Genomic DNA, 24,958 nt, shown 5'->3' with positions numbered 1-24,958 from the left:
CAATAAACGACAATTACTTGTCCTGTGTCAATGTTGAGTAACTGGTAATGAGGTTACGATAGTCTGGAATATGATTTGAGAATAGCTCGCCCAAGCCCTCAATGTCATTTCTCCAGTCGCGATGCAGTTCACAAGCAGTACCAAACCATGTCATTAACTGAGCGCCGGCTTGGGACATGCGGTCCCAGGCAGCATCGCGAGTTAGCGGGTTGAACGTACCTGATGCATCCGTAATAACGAACACCTCAAAACCTTCTTCTAATGCTGATAAAACGGGGAAGGACACACACACTTCCGTAACAACACCGGCAACAATCAACTGTTTCTTACCGGTTGCCTTCACAGCCTTTACGAAGTCTTCGTTATCCCAGGCATTAATTTGACCCGGACGAGCAATATAAGGCGCATCCGGAAACATGTCTTTTAACTCCGGGACCAGTGGGCCATTAGGGCCGGTTTCAAAGCTTGTGGTCAAAATAGTCGGTAAGTTGAAATATTTTGCCAAGTCACCCAGTGCCAGAACATTATTTTTAAATTTGTCAGGATCGATGTCACGAACCAATGACAGTAAACCTGCCTGATGATCAACAAGCAGCACGGCTGCATCGTCTTTATTTAAACGGTTGTATTTAAAGCTCATAATATTTCTCCAAATGTTGTGTTGTGGGTTATTACACCCGGTTTCATATCACTCGCTTGCGAAACGACCTTGTGAATAGTCGGCAAAAGCTTGTGATATTTCTTGAGCCGAGTTCATGACAAATGGGCCGTGACCAACTACCGGCTCATCTATCGGTTCCCCGGAAAGAATAAGAATTTGACTCTGATGTTCAGCATGAAGAACAACTTCCCCTCCTTCGCGCTCAAGCAAAGCCATCGTTGAAGGTTTCAGCGAGGCGGAGCCGTTCACTCGAACAGATCCGTCCAGCACGATAACTGCGTTGTTCCACCCCTCTGGTATGTCTAGACGCATTTGACCTCCGGGTTTTAACTGGACATCAAAAACATTGAGAGGAGATACGGTTTCAGCTGACCCTGCAGTGCCTTCATAATTTCCGGCTATGACACGCAAGGTTCCAACATCGTCGGGTAGCAAAACGACTGGAATGTCAGCCTTTTCGATCGCCTGATAACGAGGCTGCATCATTTTGTGTTGCCGAGGGAGATTTACCCACAGCTGAACCATTTGAAGTGGCCCACCTTGTTGACTGAAGCGAGTAGAATGAAACTCTTCATGCAATATTCCGGCGCCGGCTGTCATCCACTGCACGTCGCCCGCGCGAATAATGCCACCTTCACCAGAAGAGTCTTTATGAGCTAGCTCCCCTTCGTAGACAATCGTAACGGTTTCAAAGCCGCGATGAGGATGCTCACCAACACCTCGTTTCACACCATCTCCCGGAAACTCAGTTGACTTCGCGTAATCCAACAGCAAAAAAGGACTCAACGCCTCAGCAAAACGGTCATAAGAAAAAATGGTTTGCACGGGGAACCCATTACCCACCCAATGTGGGGCCGCTGGTCTTACGATAGCTTTAACTTTTTTCATGAGCGTTTCTCCGAAAATAACTTTCTTTAAATCATATAAGTGATACGCTGAATGTGTAGAGTGCAAAAATAAGAAAGGTTGTCCTAAAAATAGAACAGTAAAATGCAAGATTTAAACGACCTGTATTACTTTGTAAAAGTGGTAGATTCTGGTGGCTTTGCGCCCGCCGGACGGGCATTAGGTATTCCAAAATCAAAGCTTAGCCGCCGCATTGCTAAGCTTGAAGATAACCTCAATGCAAAACTGATTTACCGCTCAACCCGAAGCTTTCATTTAACCGAGGTGGGTCAAAAGTACTTGCAGCACTGCCGCGCTATGTTGGTAGAAGCCGAGTCTGCGCAAGAGGCTATAGACTCGTTGCGCTCTGAGCCAAGAGGGGTAATTAAACTCACCTGTCCAATTGCTCTGCTTAATGCCCATATAGGCTGTATGTTGGCGGAGTTTATGAACCTTTATCCGGAGGTTGATATTCAGCTTGAAGCTTCTAACCGTAGAGTGGATGTGATTGCCGAAGGTGTTGATGTCGCCATCCGCGTTCGTCCTCCGCCGTTAGAAGACAGTGACTTGGTTATGAAAGTTTTATCAGAGCGCACTTTGTGTATCGTGGCGAGTCCAGATTTAGTTAGTAAGTTCGGAACACCGAAGCATTTATGTGAAATCGCTGACTGGCCGAGTCTGGGGTTAGGTACGCCTCAAAAACATTTTACCTGGTCATGGACTTCCCCGGACGGACAGTCGTTTGAAGTCCCCTTTAAACCAAGGTTTATCACAACCGATATGGTCGCATTGCGGGATTCGGCTCTGGCGGGTGTTGGCGTTGTGCAAGTGCCAAAGTTAGTGGTCGCCAATCAAATTAATGACGGCTCATTGATAGAACTTTTCCCGGATTGGAAAGCGCCGCCCGAAATTATTCATGTAGTTTTCCCGTCAAGAAGAGGCTTGCTGCCTGCGGTCAGAACATTAATAGATTTTCTCGCAGACAGATACCGCTCTTTTGATGAAGAGTAAGCACATAGTTAACGGTTTTATCAATTGTATTCTACACTTGTACTTAGGTTAACTCGTTAACTCTCATTTCAACTAACGGCTAACTTCCATGACAAAAAACCGCGACAAGCAAATTAGCGAAGCACGGTTCCACAAGTTGTTTGATGACACACAAGCAATGTCTATTCAAGGCTACAGTGCCGACGGCACGGTGGTCTACTGGAATGGTGCCTCAGAAAAAATCTACGGTTATTCACCTAGCGAAGCGCTGGGCGGAAGTATCTATGACTTAATTATTCCTAATGATATGCGTAATGAAGTCGAACAGGCGGTTGCCTGGATGTTCGAGCACCGACAAGGCATTCCCCCGGCTCGACTTAACCTTAAACATAAAGACGGCAGTATAGTTCCCGTGTACTCAAGCCATACCGTTGTGGCCCTGGCGAATGACGAGCCCATTATGTTTTGTATGGACGCCGATATGCGCGCGTTAGAAATGGCTGAAGCCGAAGTGCAGCGCCTCTCATATTATGATCCTCTCACAGACTTACCCAACCGACGCCTAATGTTAGAGCGCATTGCTAGTATGGTACGAGGTATTAAAAGCGAACGTTCAGTTGCCGCATTGCTCATTATCGATATTGATAACTTTCATAGTATCAATGAGAGCCTTGGTTACAGCAGTGGCGACCGAGTTCTAGTGCACTGTGCGAAGTCATTACAACGGTTTAGCTCCTCTCACGATGATCTCGCCCGTCTTGGTAAAGATGAGTTTGTTCTTTTATTGCCATGCACTGCACCGTCGTTCGATGCCGCTGCAACAGAAGCAGAGCAACTGGCAACTCAAGTCATTGAAGAGATAGAAACACCTCTAATGCTCGAAAATGATATTCATCAGCTCAGCGCTTGTGTTGGCATCACTTTATTTCATTGCCCAAGCAACTTACCCAGTGATGAGTTAATCCGCCAGGCAGATATAGCACTTAAAATGGCGAAAGGCTCTAATACCAACACTATTCGTTTCTTTGATCAGGAAATGGAGTCGGCCGTCAAAGAGCGCTTACAACTCTCTCAGGCACTTAATCATGCTGTTGAAAATAAAGAGCTTGCTTTAGCCTTTCAGCCACAGGTGAATACACACCGGCAAGTTATTGGCTTTGAAGCCCTACTTCGCTGGCAGCACCCTAGTTTAGGGACTATCTCCCCTAATGATTTTATTACTATTGCTGAAGCTACTGGCAGTATTATCGGTATTGGTGACTGGGTTCTGGAAAAAAGCTGTGAAATGCTTTTGCAATGGCAGGCATATAACGACTGCAAACACCTAAAAATTTCAGTCAATGTGAGTTCCGTTCAATTTCGTCGCGGTGACTTTGTCGAACGCGTACAGAACATTCTTGAGCGCACAGGAGCAAACCCTAATAACTTATGTTTTGAACTAACAGAAAGCCTAATAGCTGACGATATAGACTTTATTGTTCAACAAATGAAAAGCTTGCGCCAGTTAGGTGTGTCTATTTCCTTAGATGACTTTGGCACCGGCTATGCGTCTTTAGCCTACCTCACACGGTTGCCTCTCGACGAACTTAAAGTCGACCGCGCATTTGTCAGCGATTTAGATGAATACAGCAAGGGTGCCTTGTTAACCGAAACCATTATTAGTCTGGGTCGTAGCATGAACTTGGCCATTATCGCAGAGGGCGTTGAAACAAACGAGCAATTCAAACGCCTGCAAACTATGGGGTGTCAGTTTTTCCAGGGTTACTTGTTTGGCAAACCACAGACTGACGTTGAACCCTACCTACCGAACAAGTGACGAACAACGTAATTTGCTTGAAAGTAGATTCAACACCCCCTTAAATGAAATGCGGCGTCCGCCTCTCTGGGGTAGAATACACGCTCTAATCCCCATTAAATTGCACATTAATACATGACTTTTTCTGATCTCGGACTTTCCACGGAAATGCTTACCGCCCTTTCACGTCAGGGTTATAGCCAACCTACGCCCATTCAGGCACAGGCTATTCCTTTGGTGCTTGCAGGGAAAGACGTCATGGCAGCAGCGCAAACGGGTACAGGCAAAACGGCAGGCTTTACGGTGCCTATTTTAGAGCTTCTGAAAAGTAACGAACGTGCCAAGGCAAACACAGCGCGTGTGCTTATTTTAACGCCAACTCGCGAATTAGCAGCTCAGGTGGGTGAAAGTGTTGCGAACTTAAGCGCCGGTTTGCCATTGAATTACGCGGTGGCGTTTGGTGGTGTGAAAATTAACCCACAAATGATGAAGCTTCGTAAAGGCGCGGATATTCTGGTGGCAACCCCAGGCCGCTTGCTGGATTTATACAAACAAAACGCGGTTCGTTTCCCCAAGTTAGAAGTGCTGGTGCTGGATGAGGCCGACCGCATGCTCGACATGGGCTTTATTAACGACATTAAGAAAATTATTAAGTTACTGCCACCTAAGCGCCAAACGCTTCTGTTCTCAGCGACGTTTTCCAATGACATTCGTGAGTTGGCTAAAGGCTTGCTTAAAAGCCCGGTAGAAATTGCCGTGGCACCGCCCAACGCAACAGCCGAGCCTATTAAGCAAACAGTGTATGAAGTACAAAAAAGCCAAAAACTGGGGCTGTTATTAAAACTGCTGAAAAGCCTCGACTTACCCCAAGTCCTTGTGTTTTCACGCACCAAGCAAGGGGCTAATCGATTAGTTAAACAACTGGATAAAGCCGGCTTCTCGGCAGCGGCTATTCACAGCGCTAAAAGTCAGGGCGCCCGTACTAAAGCGTTGGCTGACTTTAAAAGTGGCAAGGTGCAAGTGCTTATCGCAACCGATATCGTCGCGCGTGGCATCGATATTGAAAAGCTGCCGTACGTGATCAATTACGACCTCCCTCATGTTGCGGAAGACTACGTCCACCGCATTGGCCGAACCGGTCGTGCCGGTCAAACTGGCCATGCTATTTCTCTGGTTACGGACGAGGACTCCCCCGCGCTGAAAGCCATTGAGGAGCTTATAGGCCAGCCGATTGAACAAAGTAAACCGCCTGGCCACGGGAACATCTAAAAAATCAGAATTTATTCGGAAGCTTGAGCCTGTGACAGCTCGATACTGCCAGAACGATAATCCAATAACAGTCTAAAGTGTTTCAGTGCCTCATAACCTATGAGGCCTTCCACTCGACGCCCTCGAATTCTGGAATGCTCTTGCTCGTACTGACTGGTAATACGAAACAGTCGATTAATCTCAGGGACAGCTACCTGGACTTTTTCAACTTCATACGGGCCCAGCTTTATCTTTGGTAAGTCAATAACATTGTGGTAACCCATACTGTTGACTCCCATCACTAACGAGGAACTAGAACTAAAGCGCTCGAACCAGTTATTTTGTGTCGCAACTCTTTTTTCCAAAAGTACACCGCCACTATGAGCAGTATCCAGAATAACCCAACGCTCATCTTCATCGTTTAAATTGACTAGAATAATAGGGTAGCCTGTCTCACGTTGCTTAGTGAATGGAACGTTACTCACAAGGTCAATTTCATCGCGATTGGAAAAAAAGCGGATTCTTTGGTTGCGATAGTCAATATCAACAACAACATTCTTTAAAAAGTCTGCGCCGAGCATCACAGCATTTCTAGGTGGGCCAAAACTCACTTCATAGAGGTTTTGTTGATAGGTAACACCATTAATTTCTATATCGACATCTTTATAACGAGGTCTTCGCTTGTCTCCAAAAATGCCCGATACTTTCACATAGTTTAATACGTCAGTGCTTAATTTTTTGTCCTCTATAAAGGCCTTATTAACTGAACTTCTTTCCCTTCCAGTATCAACAATTGCATAGCCTTCAACACCTTCAACATAAACTTTAAATTTGATTAAACCCTTTTCCAAAATAAAGGGTTGCCAGCTTGGTTCAGCAGCAACAACAAGAACCGGGCACGCCAATAGTAGTATGAAAACAATAGCTTTTTTCATCAGAATCCATTCCTCTTGGTTATATTGTAATCACTAACCTAGCATTAAGTTTTCTTTTTGTAAGCCTTTTTTGCTTTAATTTCAGCTATTCGATTTAACTGAGAAACATAAACCATGTCCGACAATTTAAAGCTCAATGAAGCCATTATGCCTGCTATAACGGCTTCAACGGTGACATCAAGTCCCAGCTCTTGCTAAGTTTTTAATATAGAGTAACACGCACTCATTACTGCGACTGTTCAACAAATAGCTCTAAAAACTTTAACGCCAGTGGGTTCCTTTCTATTTGTGCGCTAGTCAGACTATTAACCTCGTGTCGCAGTCCGTCGGTGTTTCCGAGCGCCACTAAGGTTAGTCCATCATCAGGTGCCTTTAGTAGGAGTCCGGCATACGCATCCGGCCACCAGCCACCATGCCAAACTAGCTTATGCCCTTTCCAATTCTGGACAAACCAGCCATAGGCATAAGGCATTGGGTTACCCTCTTTATCCTTTGCCGGCGTCCACATTTTCTGTCTCAAAGATTCAGGGAGAATTTTTTCTTCACCCAGGGCTATAGAATAATGAGCAAGTGCTTTTGCGCTGGCGATAATGCCTGAGCTTGCGTTAAGTTCAGTGTTTGGTAATACTGAATTTGCAAGCCCATCAGACTGTTCAGGCGCATGGCGAAAAGGCGGTGCAATATGAGTCAGTACCTCACTGGCAGCCGGGTCTCGCCAACCAGCGGCTATACCCTCTAAATCTCCGGCTTCAATAACGTATTTTTTCATCCAGTAGCGCCAACTTTTATTCGTGTTTTCCTCAACCCAGTTAGATAAACGGCCAAACACAATGGGGTTGTAGAAGAAGCTTGTGCCTGGCTCACCCTGTACCTGATGTTGAAGGACATGACGCAGAGTTATCACTTGGTCACATTCTACCGTGGGTACTTGATAGCCGTTATCCAGAGTGCCTCCACCAAAGATAGTGCCGCTTGTTGTCAGCCAGTGGCAGCGTCTGCCCCAGTCACTTAAAGTCGTAAAGTCCGCATCGAGATCAATGTGCCCGTCAGCCTCCATGGCCAGTAACGTCGCACCCGTGAACGTTTTTGTGATAGAAGCAGCAAGGTACGATGTGTCTTCCGTCGTTGATTCTTCGGCGTCGTGATCTTGAAAGCCAATGCTCTCAAGCAGAATAATTTCACGGTCTTTTACCACCGCAACGGACAAACTTGGAATTTTGTTCTCTTTACGAAAGTCACTCAGATAAGACTGAAATTCCTGAATTTTTTCATCAGTAACTTTGGACTGTGCTACCGCTTCACTTGCTGAAAAACAGACAAGCGTAGCCAGCAGCAAATAATAAATTATTGCTTTCATGATTGTTCCTTTATTAAATCGTTTTTAAATGGAGAGCTTTGCTACCAGCTATTTTTTGCCAAGGAAAGGAATACTGGGGTAAAAATACCTTCGTGCTTTTATCACAGCGATAACGTTAGCCAACATAACTAAGGCGGTATAAGGGATCACGGCAATAAAGAATAAAAAGCCAAACCCTTCGACGCTAAGTAGTGCAACAAAAGCAAGTGCGTAAATGAGCATCATGGTTATTTGAAAGTTAATAACCGCACGGCCATGAGCGTCATACAAGGGGTTATCTTCACGCTTATGGATCCAAATAAACAGCGGGCACAAGATATTGAGAAATGGCACCACAAAACCAATAAATGGCGATGAGTGCATTAATAGCAGCCACTTTGTTTGAATATTCTCGTTGCGAGGGTCATCCAGTTCAAGCAAATCGTCAACATCTAACTCGAGTGCCGCCGCTAGTAGCTTTACTGTTCTTAAGTGGGGTGTGACCTCACCTTTTTCCAAGCGTTGAATGGTACGTACGGTTACCCTGGTGCTCTCAGCAAGCTGTTCCTGCGAGAGTCCTTTTAACTTGCGCTGGTAAGTTAACCGCTCTGCGAATTTGGTATTTTTCATTGTTGTATTCAGCTCTGTTGCCCGATAGTTCGGATAAAACATTATCTAAAAGCACCGGACATTGTTACGACATTGCCATGTCATGTTCCTGTCATTCGCTTTGATCGCTCAAAAAGTACACTTAAGCAACAATATACCGACAGTAACTCCAAAGAAAAAATTTAGCTTAAAAACATCATATTATTCTTATGCTTTACATGCAGAACTTTTAACCCTGACTTGCCGTATTGCTAAATACACTTAGTAATTTGAGGCAATCATTAATGTTTGGACTTTTTAAGTCAGACCCTACGAAGAAAATGCGCAAAGACCTAAAGCAACTGCAAGAAAAAGCGATGGAGATGCAGCGTAACGGGAACATTCGCGATAGCTCCCATATCAGTCAGCAAGCAGACGAGCTTTGGAATAAAATTCAGGCACTGGAAAGTCAGAATAAATAAGCTTGCAGTGGTGGGTTGCTAACTGGCAACCCGCTTTTAGCCTACCGCACTTTTAGCAATAACCTAAATCCCCCTTGTCTTCATTGCTCGTCAGCTTCCTTAATTCCAAATTCAACAACCATACATTTTGACATAAATATTTTATTCCCTGTGAACCAAATTTCTCACCGGCTCGTAATGTGACACGCTCAATAAGAGCAGGATAAAGAGTTTCTGAAACCGAAGTTAAATAGTTGATATAAATCAATTATATATAGCCGAATTGTAAGTGTTAATAACCTTAAAATAACGCTAAAAATAGAATTGAATCTACACTCAACTTAATTGCGATTCAGATTATATTTCAGTTTTTTGAGTCTTAGCACTTCACAAGGTACACATGAAGACGAACCTTCCTATTACTGGTGTAGAACTTGAATTCTCGAACCGGTCTAATATTCTTTCGACGACTAATCTTAAAGGTCAGATTACTTACATAAACCAGGATTTTATAGATATTAGCGGCTTCTCAAAAGAAGAGCTTATTGGCAAGAACCACCATATTGTCAGACATCCCGACATGCCTTCACCCGTTTTTAAAATGTTTTGGGCTGATCTTAAAGCAGAAAAATCATGGATGGGTATTGTCAAAAACCGTTGTAAAAACGGAGATCACTATTGGGTTGATGCTTACGCTACACCTATAAAGAAAAATGGTCAGGTTGAAGAGTACCAATCTGTTCGCCGTAAGGCCCAACCTCAACATATCGAGCGAGCCAAAAAAGTCTATGCACTCATTAATAAGGGTCAAACACCCCGCGGTGTTAAAACCTCCACCTCTTTAACAACTAAGTTATTGGCGAGTATTGCACTGCCAACGTTAATACCTATTGTAACTTACCTATTACACGGCTCCGGTATAGCGCTTCTAGTCGCTTGTATTATTGCCTCGCTCATAAGTGCATTTTTCACTCTGATATGGTTAGCCCCCCTGAGAGCAGCACTTAAGCAAGTTAAAAAGATAACCGACGATAAAGTCGCTCGCTATGTCTATACCGGCCGCTCTGATGAGGTCGGTTCAATTTTGTTGACTATAAAAAAGCTAGAGTCCGAAAATGCGGCCCTAATTGGCCGAATAAATGATATGTCAGAAGCGCTAAACGACAACGCCACAAACTTGAGTGCGGCGGTGAATCAATCTGAAACTTGGACTATGCAGCAGTTTGAACAGACTGAGCATGTTGCTACTGCTGTTGATCAAATGTCAATGAGCATTGGTAGCGTGGCCGACAGTGCCAAAGAAACATCGACTGCATCAATTCGCGGACTAACGACAGTGAAAACCGGCAAAGATGTCGTCGACGCAAATGCCGCTGCAATATCCGAATTAAAGGCACAGATTAATAACGCCTCACGCGTCATTAATGAAGTTTCAAAAAGTAGCATCGATATTGAAAAAATTCTTGATGTTATTTTGGGTATTGCCGATCAGACAAACTTATTAGCCTTAAATGCGGCTATTGAGGCTGCCAGAGCTGGTGAGTATGGGCGTGGCTTTGCTGTTGTTGCTGACGAAGTAAGATCATTAGCTAATCGAACGCAAAATTCCACCAAAGAAATAAGACAAGTAATTGAAACACTGCAAAATGGTGTCAAAAATGCAGTGAGTGTCATGGAAGCGGGCGAACTAATGGCGGAGGACAGTGTCAGCAAAAGCAAGGAAACAGCCTCCCATTTAGAGGAAATTCTGAAGGTGATCAACACCATTTCCCACATGAGCGACCAGATAGCACAGGCCGTTGATGAACAGAGTAAAGTTGCGCAGAGTATCGGTGAAAGCGTGACAAGCATTAAGACAAGCTCTGAGCAGAACCTGGACGCAGCTAAGCTAAGTAGCGATGTAACTGACAAAACTGTCAATATTACAAGGCGACTCGATCAGTTAACCAATCAATTCTGGGATACTCAGCAAGCCAATTACTAAGGCTCCTATGTATGACACTGGGACTACTCCCGGTGTCATAACTTTGAATTTAACTCCCCCCAAAAAAAACTCTACCGAATTCTAATTACTTTCTAACTGCAGTTTAATATTTGAAAAACACCACACAACTTCTACTTTAACTATTAGAAAGAGAAGAATTTTCGCAACAGTAGAGACTTTTATCATGAACAGAAGCTTTAGCTGGGGCGCAGATACATTATTCGTTTTTAGCCTTAATGAATATCAGCAAGTATCGCACTGCCCAGAAAATATTCAGGGTCTGATGAAAAAAGACAAAGACGAGTTACTGAAAAAACCTTTAACTGAACTTGTCGACAGTAACGCTCTACCCGATAAAGTGATTAAAGAGGTCAATACCTCATTAAAACGCGAAGTCCCCTGGCGAGGCATTGTCCCTTTTAATGTTCCCGAGCGAGGCACTGTTTGGTTTGATGTTATTGTTCGCGGAATATTCCGCCGTGGCAAAGTCACAGGTAGTCAATGGTTAATGCACCAGGCAGACAGTGAATACGCTTCAGCAGCTAAAAATGTTTATAGAAGGCGAACTCATTGGTTTCAATGGCTAACTCGTCCATTTCGTAACTGGAAGAACACACGTAGGTGGACAAAAGCCTTAGCCGATGCGGATGGTTCTACTGCCAAAACTCAACACGAGATATTCGGTAGTTCTTCTCCAATGGGAAGAGCGATGTATGAGCTTGCCTTGCGCGACTCATCATTACTTGCTCTTACCGCTCGTCTAAGTGAAGGTAATGACGTGTTGGCGGAATCGGTCAATTCAACCGCCGAAAATGCATCAAAGACAGCGGATGCTACCGAACAAACGGTGCAAGACATTGAGCAAATTGCTACTTCTATGGAGCAGATGGGGCAAACCGTTGATGAAATTGCGCGCAACGCAAATGATTCCTCCAGTGCCTGCAGTGACGTTAGCAAGCAAACTCAGAACGCAGCTGATTTTATTGCCGATAGCAGCAAGAAAATTACTAAGCTGGTAAGTGTTGTTAGCGAAAGCGCCAGACAAACAGAAGAGCTGTCTCGTAATGCTGACTCAGTGAAAGAAGTCAGCGAAAAAATTGACGCAATAGCTGAACAAACGAATCTATTGGCTTTGAATGCCGCTATTGAAAGTGCCAGAGCCGGCGAACATGGTCGCGGCTTCTCCGTAGTTGCCGATGAAGTTCGTGCCCTTTCCCAAAAAACACAACAGGCCGTTGATCAAATAGAAGAGACCGTAAACCGCATGACCCAGTCAATGAGTACGTGGCGTAATAAAATGTTTGAGCAACGCGATCTGGCAGAGGAATGTGGAGAGTTGGGCCGAAAATCAGAACAACAGGTTTACGAAGTCACTGAAGCCGTAACGGGAATTAATGATCGTATGACGCAAATAGCCGTTGCCGCAGAAGAACATACAAGTGCTGTTTCAGAAGTAAAAGACAGCATGATATCCATCAACGACAACGTGCGTAGCGCAAACAAACTCACCCGTGATACAGAAGGTGAAGTTAAAGCGATTAAAACCCGCTTACGTGAGTTTCGTTCGCTGGTTGAAGCCTTTGAAGAAGACTAGCTTTTCAATTCGCCAGAGGACGATTCAATATGCGCCCGAACGAACCACTGAAACTGCTCGAGCTCTGCTAATTGCCCGGTTAACATGTCTTCTGATACCGGGTCGAGCTCAGCTAATGTTTCCATCGCTTCGCGGTGGTCACCGTTAACGCCATTATAAACCTTATCCAGAGCAACTAAATGCTCTGCCACTAACCCTTTACCTAAAGAGTAGTCTTCCCATCTGCGACGCTCTGCAATCGCTTTAGGCGTACCTACTGGAACTCCACCTAAAGTAGCAATTCGCTCTGCTATGGTATCGGTCATTTCACGTACGGCGTCGACCTGAGGGTCTAACATCTCATGCACACCAATAAAATTTGGTCCTACAACGTTCCAATGCACATGTTTTAGTGTTAATTGCAGGTCAAGCAATGCGACTAAGCGATCATCAAGAATTGCTATGACCTTATCCGCCGACTCACTGTTCATTCCCGGTGCTGTAAAGTCTGCAACTTGGCTTGCATTATTGCTACTCATATTGCCTCCTGATTTATTAACGTATCAACTAAGCTTACGCATAAAATTTCCAGGAAGATCGCTTTGTGGCTGAGCGCGGTAAAGGCGGAGTAAGACAAGGGCTGGTGTCTGGTGTTGTAGTTTTGCTATGTCAGGGTGTCGAAGGCCATGGATGGCCTTCGTCAAGCCCACACGGAAGTGCTCGTAGCGTCCCTGACATAGCAAAACTACAACAACCAACCGGTTCTTGTCTTATTCCGCCTTTCTTCCTTATAAAGCAGACACAAAAAACCCGGCGCGAAGGCCGGGTTTTGTTTTAGCGTTGGCGGGTTATTACCAGCCAGTTTTCTCTGCAACAGCTTTGCCAATTTCGGCCAGGCTGCGTACAGTTTTAACGCCTGCTGCTTCAAGTGCAGCGAATTTCTCGTCAGCAGTACCTTTACCGCCGGCAATGATGGCACCAGCGTGGCCCATACGTTTGCCCGGAGGAGCAGTAACACCAGCAATGTAAGAAACAACCGGCTTAGATACATTGTTTTTAATGTACTCTGCCGCTTCTTCTTCTGCTGTACCACCGATTTCACCAATCATTACGATAGCTTCGGTTTCTGGATCTTTTTCGAACAGCTCCAGAATATCAATGAAGTTAGAACCCGGGATAGGGTCGCCACCGATACCAACACAGCTAGACTGACCAAAGCCTGCGTCAGTAGTCTGCTTAACCGCTTCGTACGTCAATGTACCTGAACGTGACACGATACCCACTTTACCTTTCTTGTGGATGTGGCCAGGCATGATACCGATTTTGCACTCGTCCGGAGTGATAACACCCGGGCAGTTTGGACCAATCATACGCACGCCTTTGTGCGTCAGGTATTCTTTTACGTAAAGCATATCCAGTGTAGGAATACCTTCAGTAATACAAACAATCAGTTCGATACCAGCGTCTGCTGCTTCGATGATTGAGTCTTTACAGAAAGGTGCTGGTACGTAGATAACTGATGCAGTTGCGCCAGTTGCTTCTACTGCTTCTTTTACTGTGTTGAATACAGGCAGGCCTAAGTGCTCTTGACCACCTTTACCAGGTGTTACACCGCCAACCATTTGCGTACCGTAAGCAATTGCTTGCTCAGAGTGGAAAGTACCCTGACCGCCAGTGAAACCCTGACAGATTACTTTGGTGTTTTTATCGATCAAAATGCTCATTATTGACCTCCTGCCGCAGCAACCACTTTATCGGCAGCATCAGATAAGCTCTCTGCAGCGATAATGTTCAGGCCACTTTCGTTCAATTTCTGGGTACCCAGTTCAGCGTTGTTACCTTCAAGACGAACAACCACTGGTACTTTAACGCCCACTTCTTCAACAGCACCGATGATACCTTCAGCAATCATATCGCAACGTACGATACCGCCGAAGATATTAACAAATACGGCTTTAACTGAGCTGTCAGACAGGATAATTTTGAACGCTTCAGAAACACGCTCTTTTGTCGCGCCGCCGCCTACGTCAAGGAAGTTAGCTGGCTCGCCGCCGCTCAGTTTAACGATGTCCATCGTACCCATCGCCAAGCCTGCGCCGTTAACCATACAACCGATGTTGCCGTCTAACGCTACGTAGTTCAGTTCCCATTTAGCTGCTTCCGCTTCACGCGCATCGTCTTGTGACGGATCGTGCATTTCACGGATTTTAGGCTGACGGTACAATGCGTTGCTGTCGATGCCGACTTTCGCATCAAGACAGTGAACGTTGCCTTCGTCAGTGATAACCAATGGGTTAATTTCTAACAGGGCTAAGTCGTACTGTTCGAACATTTTAGCCAAGCCTAAGAAGACCTTAGTAAATTGCTTAACCTGGTCTGGAGTCAGACCCAGTTTAAAGCCTAATTCACGACCTTGGTATGGCTGCGCGCCGACCGTTGGGTCAATTTCAGCTTTCAGGATTTTTTCCGGTGTTTCTTCAGCAACGGTTTCGATTTCTACGCCGCCTTCGGTCGATGCCATGAACACGATTTTGCGTGAAGCACGGTCAACAACTGCACCTAAGTAAAGCTCGTCTGCGATATCAGTGCAGCTTTCAACTAAAATCTTAGCAACCGGCTGACCTTTTTCGTCGGTTTGGAAAGTTACTAAGTTTTTACCTAACCACTGCTCAGCAAATGCGCGAACATCGTCTAAACTTTTCACTAATTTCACGCCGCCCGCTTTACCGCGGCCACCAGCGTGAACCTGACATTTGACGACCCAAATGTCGCCACCAATACGTTTTGCCGCTTCTACCGCTTCATCAGCAGTGTCGCAAGCAAAACCTTCAGATACTGGTAAACCAAACTCTTTAAAGAGTTGCTTACCCTGATACTCATGCAAATTCATGATGCTCTTCCGATTCGTTGAAACAACTTAAGCAGCGAAGTGCTGCCTACCCGAATACCGCGCCGAATTTTAACGTGATCGGCGCATAATTAACAGCCGCAAGCTCAATTAGCGTTGCGGCTGGTTCTCAGCGTCTTTAGATATCCAGGATAAGACGTTGAGGATCTTCCAATAACTCTTTCACGGTAACCAGGAAACCTACCGATTGTTTACCATCAATGATTCGATGGTCATAAGAGAGAGCTAAGTACATCATCGGTAAGATTTCAATCTTACCGTCCACCACCATGGCACGCTCCTGGATTTTGTGCATACCCAGAATAGCGCTTTGTGGTGGGTTCAAGATTGGTGTCGATAACAGCGAACCAAATACGCCACCGTTAGTGATGGTGAAGTTACCACCCTGCATTTCGTCCATAGTCAACTTACCGTCACGACCTTTAATGGCCAGGTCACGAATACCGTTTTCCATGTCCGCAATGCTTAGGCGGTCAGTATCACGCAGAACTGGCGTTACCAGACCACGAGGTGTCGATACAGCAATACTGATGTCGAAGAAGTTGTGGTAAACAATATCGTCGCCATCAATGGATGCGTTCACGTCTGGGAAGCGTTTCAATGCTTCTGTTACAGCTTTGACATAAAAGCCCATAAAGCCAAGACGCGTGCCGTGCGTTTCTTCAAACACGTCTTTGTATTTCTTACGCAAGTCCATAATAGGCTTCATGTTGATTTCGTTAAACGTGGTCAACATGGCCGTGTCGTTCTTCGCTTGCAACAGACGTTCTGCGATACGTTTACGCAGACGTGTCATTGGTACGCGCTTCTGGTCTCGGTCACCTGAAACTGCAGGCTGTGAAGACTGTTGCTTGCTGCCACTGTCAGATGATTTAGACGAAGACTGACCTTTCACGTGTTTTTCAACGTCTTCTTTAGTGACGCGACCGCCTTTGCCTGTGCCTTTAACGTCACTTGGCTTAAGACCGTGCTCACCTAACAAACGACGAACCGCAGGACCAGCTACTTCATTGTCACCACCGTCGTCTTTGCTCTCGTCTTTACTTTCTGAGGAAGACTCAGATTTACTATCGTCAGACTTACTTGAACTGCCACCGGCAGAACCGCCTGCTTCAACAATGCCGATGACATCGTCAGCGCCAACAGTGTCGCCTTCGTCGTGCTTAATTTCAGCCAAAACGCCGTCCGCCGGAGCTACAACTTCCAAAACTACTTTATCGGTTTCAATATCAACCAGGTTCTGGTCACGTTTTACCGCATCACCAGCTTTAACGTGCCAGGTAGAAATTGTCGCATCAGAGACAGACTCTGGTAATTGAGGAACTTTAACTTCCATCTTCTCGCCGGAGCCTTTCTTGTCTGAGCCTTTGTCGTCTGAAGAATCAGATTCTTTCTTTTCTGACTTTTCTTTTTTGTCGCCTGAATCTTTATCTTCTGATTTATCTTCAGAAGCTGATTCGCCATCGCCCTCTTCAATTTTACCGATGACTTCTTCAGCGTTTACCGTTGTGCCTTCTTCGGCAGTAATCTCACCTAGCACACCGTCCGCTTCTGCAGTGACTTCAAGCACAACCTTGTCGGTTTCGATGTCAACCAGATTCTGGTCGCGAGACACTTTATCGCCAGGTTTTACGTGCCATGTTGCAATGGTTGCATCTGCAACAGACTCGGGTAATTGAGGAACTTTTATATCAATCGCCATGGTTCATCTTCACCTATTTAATGGTTAGCGCTTCGTCAACAAGTTTTTGCTGCTGCTTGTTGTGCTCTGATATGTATCCGACCGCTGGTGCGGCTGACGCACTACGACCACGATAAGACAACTGAGCTCCTTTCGGAATTGCGGCCCAGAAGTGGTGCTGGCTGCTATACCATGCGCCTTGGTTCTGAGGCTCTTCCTGACACCAGACAAAATCTTTAACGTGCTGATAATCTTTCATAATTTCTGCCACTTCTTCCGCAGGGAACGGGTAAAGCTGTTCAATACGAATAAGGGCAACATCTTCTTGTTCGCGTTCGCGACGTTCTTTCAGTAAATCGTAGTAGACTTTACCGGAGCAAAATACCACGCGTTTTACCTTTTTCGGATTCAGGTCGTCAATTTCCGCAATCGCGTTCTGGAACCCGACATCCGCTAAATCGTCCATTTCTGAAACGGCTAACGGATGACGTAATAATGACTTCGGTGTCATCACAACTAACGGTCTGCGAACAGGACGTAAGTGCTGACGACGAATCATATGGAAAACCTGTGCCGGTGTCGTTGGCACACACACAGACCAGTTGTGATCAGCTGAAAGCTGCAAGAAACGCTCTAGCCGCGCCGAACTGTGTTCTGGCCCCTGACCTTCGTAACCGTGCGGTAACAATAATGTCAAACCACACAAACGGCCCCACTTCTGTTCGCCAGAGCTTAGGAACTGATCAATAACAACCTGAGCACCGTTTACGAAGTCTCCGAACTGAGCTTCCCACATGACCAATGCTTTTGGTTCCGCTGTGGCATAACCATATTCAAAGGCAACAACCGCGGCTTCTGACAGCACTGAATCATAAATTTCAATCTGGCCCTGCTCTGATCCCAGATTATTCAGAGGCATATAAGTTGAAGCGTCTTCCTGATTATGCAGCACCGCATGACGGTGGAAGAACGTACCACGCCCACTGTCCTGCCCGGTCAGACGAATATGAGTACCGTCGTTTACCAGGGTGGCATAGGCTAAGGTTTCTGCAAAACCCCAGTCCATAGACTTTTCGCCTTTCGCCATTTTCAGACGTTCCTGATAAACCTTTGCAACGCGGGAGTTCAGCTTATGTTCTTCCGGGTATGTCGTAATTTTCTGACCCAGATCTTTCAGCTTTTTAATCGAGACTTTGTAGTCATACTCAACATCCCAGTCATTTCCAATATACGGTGACCAGTCAACGGAGTGTTGACGCATAGGGCGGTGTTCATCAACGACAACTTCGCCTTTATCTAATGCGTCACGATAGTCAGACATCCACTGTTTGGCAGTGTCTTCATCAACTATCGAGTTTTTAATTAATTGTTTGCCATAAATCTCACGAGCAACCGGCTGCTTTTTCACCTTAGCGTACATTAAAGGCTGGGTTGCACTCGGCTCGTCAGCTTCATTGTGCCCGTGACGGCGATAACAAACCAAGTCGATAACGACATCTCTCTGGAAGGCGTTTCGATAATCCAGGGCCAGTTGAGTCACAAAAACGACAGCTTCAGGGTCATCGGCATTAACGTGGAAAATTGGCGCCTGTACCATTTTTGCAATGTCAGTACAGTATTGAGTAGAACGCGCATCTTCCTGTTTTGCGGTCGTGAAACCAACCTGGTTATTCACAACAATGCGGATTGATCCGCCAACACGATAAGCCCGTGTTTGCGACATATTAAAGGTTTCTTGTACTACGCCCTGGCCAGCAACGGCGGCGTCACCGTGAATGGTAATTGGCAGTACTTTTTTGCCTTCTGGATCTTGCAGGCGGTCCATACGTGCGCGAACCGAGCCCATAACAACCGGATTAACAATTTCCAGATGCGATGGGTTAAAAGCTAATGCTAAGTGAACATCGCCGCCCGGTGTTGCATAGTCAGATGAAAAACCCATGTGATATTTAACATCACCTGAGCCTTTAGTGCTGTCATGCTTGCCGGCAAACTCGTCAAATAGGTCCTGAGGTTTCTTACCCAGAACATTCACTAATACGTTCAGACGACCGCGGTGAGCCATGCCAATGACCACTTCTTTGGCGCCTTGCTCACCCGAGCGTGAAATAAGTTCTTTTAACAACGGAACCAGACTGTCTCCGCCCTCTAACGAGAAGCGTTTAGCGCCAGGGAATTTAGACCCCAGATACTTTTCCAGCCCGTCTGCTGCTATAAGCTCTTTTAAGATTTTGGTTTGTTGCTCTTTTTTAAATTTAGGCTGACCAAGAACACCTTCCAACCGTTGCTGAATCCAGCGTTTTTCTTCGGTTGAAACAATGTGCATGTACTCGGCACCAATAGAGCCACAATAAATATTTTCTAAAGCTTCGTGAATGTCACTCAGCTTCATTGTGTCTTTGCCAACGGCTAAAGAGCCTACATTAAACTCGCGCTCTAAGTCGTCTTTGCTTAAATCGTGGAAGTTTAATGAAAGGTCTGGAACGGTTTCCTGTTTCCATAAACCAAGAGGATCAAGATTGGCATGCTGATGACCGCGGAATCGGTAAGCATTGATAAGTTGTAAAACCTTGACTTGCTTCTGATCGGCGGCGGTCGTGCTGCCGGTTTGAGACTGCTTGAGCTTATTCTTTGCTGCTTCTCGGAACTGCTCTCTCACTTCGCTGAGTTTGGTATCAACAATGTGATTCTCTTTCGGCAACGCATCGAACATTTGACGCCATTCATCACTGACTGCCGTCGGATCATCCAGATACGCCTCAAACATTTGTTCAATGTAGGCAACGTTACCACCGGCTAGATGCGATGTTTCTAACCATTCACGCATTACACCATCTTGCATTGCGTTTCCTTCACCTGAATAGATAAACCGTTTTTATAAAAAAATAGCCATCCTTGTGGGATGGCTATCCACAACATCAACCGTTCAAATTGACGCGACAATTTAACAACTTAAACTGCGCGGTTCAAAAGCATCGATTTAATGTGTCCAATAGCCTTAGTTGGGTTCAACCCTTTAGGACAAACGTTGACGCAATTCATAATTCCGTGGCAACGGAACACACTAAATGCATCGTCCAACTCGTCTAAACGCTCGTCCGTTGCTGTGTCACGACTATCGATTAAGAAACGATAAGCGTGTAACAACCCTGCCGGACCAACAAATTTATCCGGGTTCCACCAGAACGACGGGCATGATGACGAACAACATGCACATAAGATGCACTCGTACAGTCCGTCAAGTTTAGCACGCTCTTCTGGTGACTGCAGACGCTCACGCGCCGGCGGCGTTTTATCATCGTTAATCAGGTACGGTTTAATCTTCTCGTACTGTTGATAGAACTGGCTCATATCAACAATTAAGTCACGAATAACCGGTAGCCCAGGCAACGGACGAATCACAATCTTGCTGCCTTTCAATGCAGAAGTTGGAGTAATACAAGCCAAGCCGTTTTTGCCGTTCATATTCAGACCATCTGAACCACAAACGCCTTCACGGCATGACCGCCGGAACGCCAACGATGGATCTTGCTCTTTCAGTTTGATCAGCAAGTCCAGCACCATCATGTCCTGATTTTCTTCCACCTCTAGGGTGTAATCTTTCATGTACGGCGCGTCATCAACATCCGGGTTGTAACGATAAATCGAAATATTCAATGTTTTCATCGTTGAACCCCTCTATTAGTACGTACGAGCTTTCGGAGGGAAAGCTTCGCGCAGTTTCGGTGCCATATTAACCTGACGAGTCACCATATCTTCAGTTTCTGGCCGGAACACAGTGTGAACCAACCATTTCTCGTCATCACGATCTGGATAGTCTGCGCGACTGTGAGCTCCACGGCTTTCTGTACGGAAGTTTGCGGCAACTGCAGTAGAGAAAGCAGTTTCCATTAAGTTATCAAGTTCCATACATTCAACACGCTGAGTATTAAACTCTTTAGACGTGTCGTCTAAGCGTGCGTGCTTAAGGCGCTCACGAATTTCTTTCAACTCTTTAAGACCATCAGCCATTGCTTCACCTTCACGGAATACCGAGAAGTTCATCTGCATACAGTTCTGTAGGTCTTTCTTAATTTGTACTGGGTCTTCGCCTTTCTGCGTATTTTCCCAACGGTTGAAACGAGCCATTGCCTCATCAACGTCAGACGCTGACGATTCACGTGCTTCGCTGTTCGCCGCTAATGTTTCACCTAAGTGCATGCCAGTCGCACGACCGAAAACAACAAGGTCAAGCAATGAGTTACCACCTAAGCGGTTAGCACCGTGAACAGATACACAAGCGATTTCACCACAAGCAAATAAACCAGGTACAGGCTTGGTTTCACCCTTTTCGTCAACTGTCAGAGCCTGACCGTTAACGTCTGTCGGGATACCGCCCATCATGTAGTGACAGGTTGGTATAACAGGAATTGGTTCTTTTACCGGGTCAACGTGAGCGAAGGTACGTGACAAGTCACAAACGCCCGGAAGACGACTTTCCAGAGTCTCTTTACCCAAGTGATCCAATTTCAGTTTCAGGTGAGGTCCCCAAGGGCCTTCACAACCACGGCCTTCACGAATTTCTGTCATCATTGAACGAGCAACAACGTCACGTGAAGCAAGGTCTTTGGCGTTTGGAGCGTAACGCTCCATGAAGCGTTCGCCGTCTTTATTCAACAGGTAACCACCCTCGCCACGGCAACCTTCAGTTACCAGACAGCCTGAACCAGCAATACCAGTTGGGTGGAACTGCCACATTTCCATATCCTGCACTGGAACGCCGGCACGTAGCGCCATACCAACACCATCACCGGTGTTAATGTGCGCATTTGTTGTTGAGGCATAAATTCGACCAGCACCGCCGGTCGCAAGAACAACAGATTTAGCTTTCACATAATAGACTTCACCAGTTTCAATATTCAGCGTAGTAACACCCGTCACTGCGCCGTCCTGGTTTTTCACTAAGTCTAGTGCGTACCACTCAGAGAAAACGGTCGTTTTGTTCTTAACGTTTTGCTGGTAAAGCAAGTGCAGAAGTGCGTGACCAGTACGGTCAGCGGCTGCGGCCGTACGAGCTGCCTGCTCGCCACCAAATTCTTTTGACTGGCCACCGAACGGACGTTGATAAACTTTTCCGTTTTCAAAACGTGAAAATGGCAAGCCCATATTTTCCAGTTCAAGAATTGCTTCCGGACCTGCTTTACACATGTATTCAATAGCGTCCTGGTCACCAATGTAGTCCGAACCTTTTACGGTATCGAACATGTGCCATTGCCAGTCATCTTCATGCGCATTACCTAAAGCAACGGTAATACCACCTTGTGCAGAAACTGTGTGAGAGCGCGTTGGAAACACTTTGGACATCAACGCACAGCTCATTCCCTCTTGGGAAATTTGCAATGCTGCTCGCATACCAGCACCGCCAGCACCGATCACCACTGCATCATATTCTAAAGTTTTAACGTTCACTTAAACACCCCACAGTACGAATAAGCCAGTGAGCCAAACAGCGATAAGACCAACGCTGAAAACTAATTGGATAAAAGCTCTGAGACCAGCCGCTTTTACGTAGTCTGTTGATACCTGCCAAATGCCAATCCAACCGTGAATCAACACAGCGGACAGTGCGAGCATAGTAAAAACCTTCATCCAGATACTGGCAAACAAGCCACTCCAGACTTCATACGTCACGTCTGGTGTAGAAAGGAAAAAGCCAGCCATGAACAGTGTGTAAAGAACCATAACGATCGCGCTGGCTCTCAACAAGATAAAGTCATGAGAACCGCTACGACCAAACGTTGCTGCTGCTGTTACCATAGCCAAACTCCTACTAATACGGAAAGAATGACAGAAAGAGCAATTGAAATATTTGCACTGATTCTTCCCGAATCGAGTTCTTCCCAGTAGCCCATATCCATCACTAAGTGACGCAGACCGATGATTAAGTGAAATCCTAGCGCTGTCAAAATACCCCAGCCAATAAACTTCGCAATAAAGCTGGTCATGATACTCTCGATTTGAGCAAAGCCTTCAGGGCCACTAAGTGACACAGCAAAAGCCCAAATTAAAAATGCCAGAGAGAACAGCATAACAACACCCGAAATACGGTGCAGTATGGATGCTTTGGCAGCGGCAGGAAACTTGATAGTTGATAAGTCTAAATTAACAGGTCTTTCTTTTTTCACGATAGATTGCCTTTTAATAAAGCACAAAAGAAATGCAATTTTCGTTTGCGCGACACAGATACATGCCACCAATACGGCGCAAAGTATATCGAGCCAAACCATTAATTACAACGAGAAACTCAGATTTGGACGCTCAGTTATTACGGCTTACTACTAAAGTCTAACGTAACTCAATAATTGTTCAATCTGAGTAATCTTTTCGTCATGTTTATTACGTATGTTTGACTATAATTGGTTCATGTTCCCCGATTAAAATTGACATTTAAGGGCATGATCGAGTTAAATTAGCGCACTTTTTCAAAGTAGACAGTGAGGAGAATTCCTTATGGCTGATCGTAAAGCCACTTTACAGATTGACGGCCAATCCATTGAGTTGCCGGTACTTTCACCAGCGGCAGGCAAGGATGTAGTTGACGTCCGAACTTTGGGCAAACATGGTTACTTCACCTTTGACCCTGGGTTCCTGGCTACAGGCTCTTGCGAGTCGGCTATCACCTACATCGATGGTGAGAACGGAGTTTTACTGCACCGCGGCTACCCAATTGGTGAGCTCGCAACAAAAGCAGACTATCTAGAAGTTTGCTATATGCTGTTACACGGCGAAGCGCCGGACGAAAAACAGTACACCGAATTTAAAGACACCATTACTAAACACACTATGGTGCACCAGGGAATCCATAACTTCTTTAATGGTTTCCGTCGTGACGCACACCCAATGGCGATGCTATGCGCAGTAACAGGTGCTTTATCATCTTTCTATCATGATGATTTAGACATTCACGATGAAAACCAGCGTTTACGTAGCGCTTATCGCCTAATTGCTAAGATTCCAACCATTGCAGCAATGGCCTACAAATTCAGCATTGGCCAACCTTTCGTTTACCCACGTAACGACTTAGGTTATGCAGAAAACTTCTTAAACATGATGTTCTCTGTACCAGCTGAAGATTATAAAATTAGCCCTGCAGTTGCCCGTGCAATGGATCGCATCTTTACTTTGCATGCCGACCACGAGCAAAACGCATCAACTTCAACCGTTCGTCTTGCCGGTTCTTCGGGTGCAAACCCTTACGCCTGTATTGCGGCTGGTGTTGCTTCTTTATGGGGACCTGCACACGGTGGTGCAAACGAAGCGTGTCTGCGCATGCTGGCTGAAATTGGCTCAGTAGAGAACATTCCAAAATACATCGAGAAAGCAAAAGACAAGAACGATCCGTTCCGTCTGATGGGCTTTGGTCACCGTGTCTACAAAAACACTGACCCTCGCGCTACCGTTATGCGTGAGTCATGCCACGAAGTATTGAAAGAACTTAACCGTGACGATCCATTATTGGACGTTGCAATGGAACTTGAGCGTATCGCTCTGGAAGACGATTACTTCATTGAGAAGAAATTGTTCCCGAACGTTGATTTCTACTCAGGTATCGTGCTGAAAGCTATTGGTATTCCGACCAACATGTTCACTGTTATCTTTGCGCTGTCACGTACTGTTGGCTGGGTTTCTCACTGGCACGAAATGATGGGCGAAGCGAACCAAAAAATTGGTCGTCCACGTCAATTGTATACCGGTTATACAAAACGCGAATTTACACCAATCAAAAAGTAAAATCGTCATGTTTTAAAAAAGCGCTCTCATGAGCGCTTTTTTTATGTCTATCGCTAATTAGTTCGTGTACATCGCTTTTTATCCCTTACAGAACGTGCAACTTACCCCCAATTTCTTTATACTACGTCGCATTTCGTTGGTCG

The 24,958-nt window shown here is 45.6% G+C and carries 22 protein-coding genes; 8 read left to right on the top strand and 14 right to left on the bottom strand.

Annotation, left to right across the window (positions count from 1 at the left end; translation table 11 throughout):
* Positions 1-13: 13 nt before the first annotated feature.
* Both ycaC and ACP7FG_RS07745 read right to left on the bottom strand, forming a co-directional pair.
* Positions 14-640 (bottom strand): isochorismate family cysteine hydrolase YcaC, encoded by a 627-nt coding sequence (gene ycaC / locus ACP7FG_RS07750; RefSeq protein ID WP_222236850.1) that lies wholly within the window; start codon positions 638-640, stop codon positions 14-16.
* A gap of 48 nt (positions 641-688) precedes the next feature.
* Positions 689-1,549 carry a pirin family protein gene (locus ACP7FG_RS07745; RefSeq protein ID WP_439226027.1) on the bottom strand — a complete coding sequence of 287 codons (861 nt, stop codon included), beginning with the start codon at positions 1,547-1,549 and terminating at the stop codon, positions 689-691.
* Positions 1,550-1,651: 102 nt separating this feature from the next.
* On the opposite strand from ACP7FG_RS07745, the gene ACP7FG_RS07740 reads away from it, so the two are divergent.
* From ACP7FG_RS07740 to ACP7FG_RS07730, 3 genes are all read left to right on the top strand, one after another.
* Complete coding sequence (locus ACP7FG_RS07740; protein WP_439226026.1) at positions 1,652-2,557, top strand: LysR family transcriptional regulator; 906 nt, start codon at positions 1,652-1,654, stop codon at positions 2,555-2,557.
* A gap of 88 nt (positions 2,558-2,645) precedes the next feature.
* Positions 2,646-4,352 carry a putative bifunctional diguanylate cyclase/phosphodiesterase gene (locus ACP7FG_RS07735; protein WP_439226025.1) on the top strand — a complete coding sequence of 569 codons (1,707 nt, stop codon included), beginning with the start codon at positions 2,646-2,648 and terminating at the stop codon, positions 4,350-4,352.
* A gap of 114 nt (positions 4,353-4,466) precedes the next feature.
* A complete protein-coding gene (locus ACP7FG_RS07730) occupies positions 4,467-5,600 on the top strand; it encodes a DEAD/DEAH box helicase (RefSeq protein WP_439226024.1) in 1,134 nt (377 codons plus the stop codon).
* Between the two features lie 11 nt (positions 5,601-5,611).
* Here ACP7FG_RS07730 and ACP7FG_RS07725 read toward each other — a convergent pair whose 3' ends face one another.
* The 3 genes from ACP7FG_RS07725 to ACP7FG_RS07715 form a co-directional block, all read right to left on the bottom strand.
* Entirely contained in the window at positions 5,612-6,514 is a 903-nt protein-coding gene (locus tag ACP7FG_RS07725) for a hypothetical protein (RefSeq protein ID WP_439226023.1), read from the bottom strand.
* Between the two features lie 226 nt (positions 6,515-6,740).
* Positions 6,741-7,871, bottom strand: coding sequence for a serine hydrolase domain-containing protein (locus tag ACP7FG_RS07720; RefSeq protein WP_439226022.1), 1,131 nt, complete (start codon positions 7,869-7,871; stop codon positions 6,741-6,743).
* Positions 7,872-7,919: 48 nt separating this feature from the next.
* Positions 7,920-8,480 carry a helix-turn-helix domain-containing protein gene (locus ACP7FG_RS07715; RefSeq protein ID WP_054488499.1) on the bottom strand — a complete coding sequence of 187 codons (561 nt, stop codon included), beginning with the start codon at positions 8,478-8,480 and terminating at the stop codon, positions 7,920-7,922.
* A gap of 263 nt (positions 8,481-8,743) precedes the next feature.
* Between ACP7FG_RS07715 and ACP7FG_RS07710 the strand changes: the two genes are divergently transcribed.
* From ACP7FG_RS07710 to ACP7FG_RS07700, 3 genes are all read left to right on the top strand, one after another.
* Positions 8,744-8,920 (top strand): DUF6435 family protein, encoded by a 177-nt coding sequence (locus ACP7FG_RS07710; RefSeq protein ID WP_273024050.1) that lies wholly within the window; start codon positions 8,744-8,746, stop codon positions 8,918-8,920.
* A 379-nt stretch (positions 8,921-9,299) separates the two neighbouring features.
* Positions 9,300-10,883: a methyl-accepting chemotaxis protein gene (locus ACP7FG_RS07705; RefSeq protein ID WP_439226021.1), complete on the top strand. Its 1,584-nt coding sequence runs from the start codon at positions 9,300-9,302 to the stop codon at positions 10,881-10,883.
* A 184-nt stretch (positions 10,884-11,067) separates the two neighbouring features.
* Positions 11,068-12,477 carry a methyl-accepting chemotaxis protein gene (locus tag ACP7FG_RS07700; protein WP_439226020.1) on the top strand — a complete coding sequence of 470 codons (1,410 nt, stop codon included), beginning with the start codon at positions 11,068-11,070 and terminating at the stop codon, positions 12,475-12,477.
* Here the strand turns inward: ACP7FG_RS07700 and dps are convergent.
* On the bottom strand, positions 12,474-12,995 hold the full coding sequence (dps, locus tag ACP7FG_RS07695; protein WP_054487382.1) for a DNA starvation/stationary phase protection protein Dps: 522 nt from the start codon (positions 12,993-12,995) through the stop codon (positions 12,474-12,476). The two genes, ACP7FG_RS07700 and dps, sit on opposite strands and share 4 nt — an antisense overlap.
* Positions 12,996-13,060: 65 nt before the next feature.
* Between dps and ACP7FG_RS07690 the strand changes: the two genes are divergently transcribed.
* Complete coding sequence (locus tag ACP7FG_RS07690) at positions 13,061-13,294, top strand: hypothetical protein (protein WP_439226019.1); 234 nt, start codon at positions 13,061-13,063, stop codon at positions 13,292-13,294.
* Positions 13,295-13,307: 13 nt separating this feature from the next.
* On the opposite strand, the gene sucD is transcribed toward ACP7FG_RS07690, so the two are convergent.
* The 8 genes from sucD to sdhC all read right to left on the bottom strand — a co-directional run bounded on the left by sucD (position 13,308) and on the right by sdhC (position 23,209).
* Positions 13,308-14,180 carry a succinate--CoA ligase subunit alpha gene (gene sucD, locus ACP7FG_RS07685; RefSeq protein WP_054487381.1) on the bottom strand — a complete coding sequence of 291 codons (873 nt, stop codon included), beginning with the start codon at positions 14,178-14,180 and terminating at the stop codon, positions 13,308-13,310.
* Positions 14,180-15,346 carry an ADP-forming succinate--CoA ligase subunit beta gene (sucC, locus tag ACP7FG_RS07680; RefSeq protein ID WP_054487379.1) on the bottom strand — a complete coding sequence of 389 codons (1,167 nt, stop codon included), beginning with the start codon at positions 15,344-15,346 and terminating at the stop codon, positions 14,180-14,182. The genes sucD and sucC overlap by 1 nt, the downstream gene beginning before the upstream one ends.
* Before the next feature lie 136 nt (positions 15,347-15,482).
* The gene (gene odhB / locus ACP7FG_RS07675) at positions 15,483-17,066 is read right to left on the bottom strand and encodes a 2-oxoglutarate dehydrogenase complex dihydrolipoyllysine-residue succinyltransferase (protein WP_273022650.1); all 1,584 of its coding nucleotides are present in this window, start codon (positions 17,064-17,066) and stop codon (positions 15,483-15,485) included.
* 13 nt (positions 17,067-17,079) lie between these two features.
* On the bottom strand, positions 17,080-19,887 hold the full coding sequence (locus tag ACP7FG_RS07670) for a 2-oxoglutarate dehydrogenase E1 component (RefSeq protein WP_054487374.1): 2,808 nt from the start codon (positions 19,885-19,887) through the stop codon (positions 17,080-17,082).
* Positions 19,888-19,997: 110 nt separating this feature from the next.
* Positions 19,998-20,711, bottom strand: a complete 714-nt coding sequence (locus ACP7FG_RS07665; RefSeq protein ID WP_222236837.1) for a succinate dehydrogenase iron-sulfur subunit — start codon at positions 20,709-20,711, stop codon at positions 19,998-20,000.
* A gap of 15 nt (positions 20,712-20,726) precedes the next feature.
* Positions 20,727-22,493, bottom strand: a complete 1,767-nt coding sequence (sdhA, locus tag ACP7FG_RS07660) for a succinate dehydrogenase flavoprotein subunit (RefSeq protein WP_054487370.1) — start codon at positions 22,491-22,493, stop codon at positions 20,727-20,729.
* Entirely contained in the window at positions 22,494-22,841 is a 348-nt protein-coding gene (sdhD, locus tag ACP7FG_RS07655; protein ID WP_054487368.1) for a succinate dehydrogenase, hydrophobic membrane anchor protein, read from the bottom strand.
* Positions 22,835-23,209, bottom strand: coding sequence for a succinate dehydrogenase, cytochrome b556 subunit (gene sdhC, locus ACP7FG_RS07650; RefSeq protein WP_054487366.1), 375 nt, complete (start codon positions 23,207-23,209; stop codon positions 22,835-22,837). Before sdhC ends, sdhD begins: the two co-directional genes overlap by 7 nt.
* 325 nt (positions 23,210-23,534) lie before the next feature.
* Between sdhC and gltA the strand changes: the two genes are divergently transcribed.
* The gene (gene gltA / locus ACP7FG_RS07645) at positions 23,535-24,815 is read left to right on the top strand and encodes a citrate synthase (RefSeq protein ID WP_054487363.1); all 1,281 of its coding nucleotides are present in this window, start codon (positions 23,535-23,537) and stop codon (positions 24,813-24,815) included.
* Positions 24,816-24,958: the final 143 nt, after the last annotated feature.

This window comes from Idiomarina sp. ST10R2A5 (assembly GCF_051842325.1).
Lineage (GTDB): Bacteria > Pseudomonadota > Gammaproteobacteria > Enterobacterales > Alteromonadaceae > Idiomarina > Idiomarina abyssalis.
Note: the sequence above shows the minus strand (reverse complement) of the source record. Positions and strands in the feature narration are given on the sequence as shown.

Coding starts and splice junctions, on each gene's coding strand:
- ACP7FG_RS07735 (WP_439226025.1), top strand. CDS start 2,646: ATGACAAAAAACCGCGACAAGCAAATTAGCGAAGCACGGTTCCACAAG.
- ACP7FG_RS07715 (WP_054488499.1), bottom strand. CDS start 8,480: ATGAAAAATACCAAATTCGCAGAGCGGTTAACTTACCAGCGCAAGTTA.
- sucD (WP_054487381.1), bottom strand. CDS start 14,180: ATGAGCATTTTGATCGATAAAAACACCAAAGTAATCTGTCAGGGTTTC.
- ACP7FG_RS07710 (WP_273024050.1), top strand. CDS start 8,744: ATGTTTGGACTTTTTAAGTCAGACCCTACGAAGAAAATGCGCAAAGAC.
- dps (WP_054487382.1), bottom strand. CDS start 12,995: ATGAGTAGCAATAATGCAAGCCAAGTTGCAGACTTTACAGCACCGGGA.
- ACP7FG_RS07665 (WP_222236837.1), bottom strand. CDS start 20,711: ATGAAAACATTGAATATTTCGATTTATCGTTACAACCCGGATGTTGAT.
- ACP7FG_RS07725 (WP_439226023.1), bottom strand. CDS start 6,514: ATGAAAAAAGCTATTGTTTTCATACTACTATTGGCGTGCCCGGTTCTT.
- ACP7FG_RS07705 (WP_439226021.1), top strand. CDS start 9,300: ATGAAGACGAACCTTCCTATTACTGGTGTAGAACTTGAATTCTCGAAC.
- ycaC (WP_222236850.1), bottom strand. CDS start 640: ATGAGCTTTAAATACAACCGTTTAAATAAAGACGATGCAGCCGTGCTG.
- sdhD (WP_054487368.1), bottom strand. CDS start 22,841: ATGGTAACAGCAGCAGCAACGTTTGGTCGTAGCGGTTCTCATGACTTT.
- ACP7FG_RS07730 (WP_439226024.1), top strand. CDS start 4,467: ATGACTTTTTCTGATCTCGGACTTTCCACGGAAATGCTTACCGCCCTT.
- gltA (WP_054487363.1), top strand. CDS start 23,535: ATGGCTGATCGTAAAGCCACTTTACAGATTGACGGCCAATCCATTGAG.
- ACP7FG_RS07740 (WP_439226026.1), top strand. CDS start 1,652: ATGCAAGATTTAAACGACCTGTATTACTTTGTAAAAGTGGTAGATTCT.
- ACP7FG_RS07700 (WP_439226020.1), top strand. CDS start 11,068: ATGAACAGAAGCTTTAGCTGGGGCGCAGATACATTATTCGTTTTTAGC.
- sucC (WP_054487379.1), bottom strand. CDS start 15,346: ATGAATTTGCATGAGTATCAGGGTAAGCAACTCTTTAAAGAGTTTGGT.
- ACP7FG_RS07745 (WP_439226027.1), bottom strand. CDS start 1,549: ATGAAAAAAGTTAAAGCTATCGTAAGACCAGCGGCCCCACATTGGGTG.
- odhB (WP_273022650.1), bottom strand. CDS start 17,066: ATGGCGATTGATATAAAAGTTCCTCAATTACCCGAGTCTGTTGCAGAT.
- ACP7FG_RS07670 (WP_054487374.1), bottom strand. CDS start 19,887: ATGCAAGATGGTGTAATGCGTGAATGGTTAGAAACATCGCATCTAGCC.
- ACP7FG_RS07720 (WP_439226022.1), bottom strand. CDS start 7,871: ATGAAAGCAATAATTTATTATTTGCTGCTGGCTACGCTTGTCTGTTTT.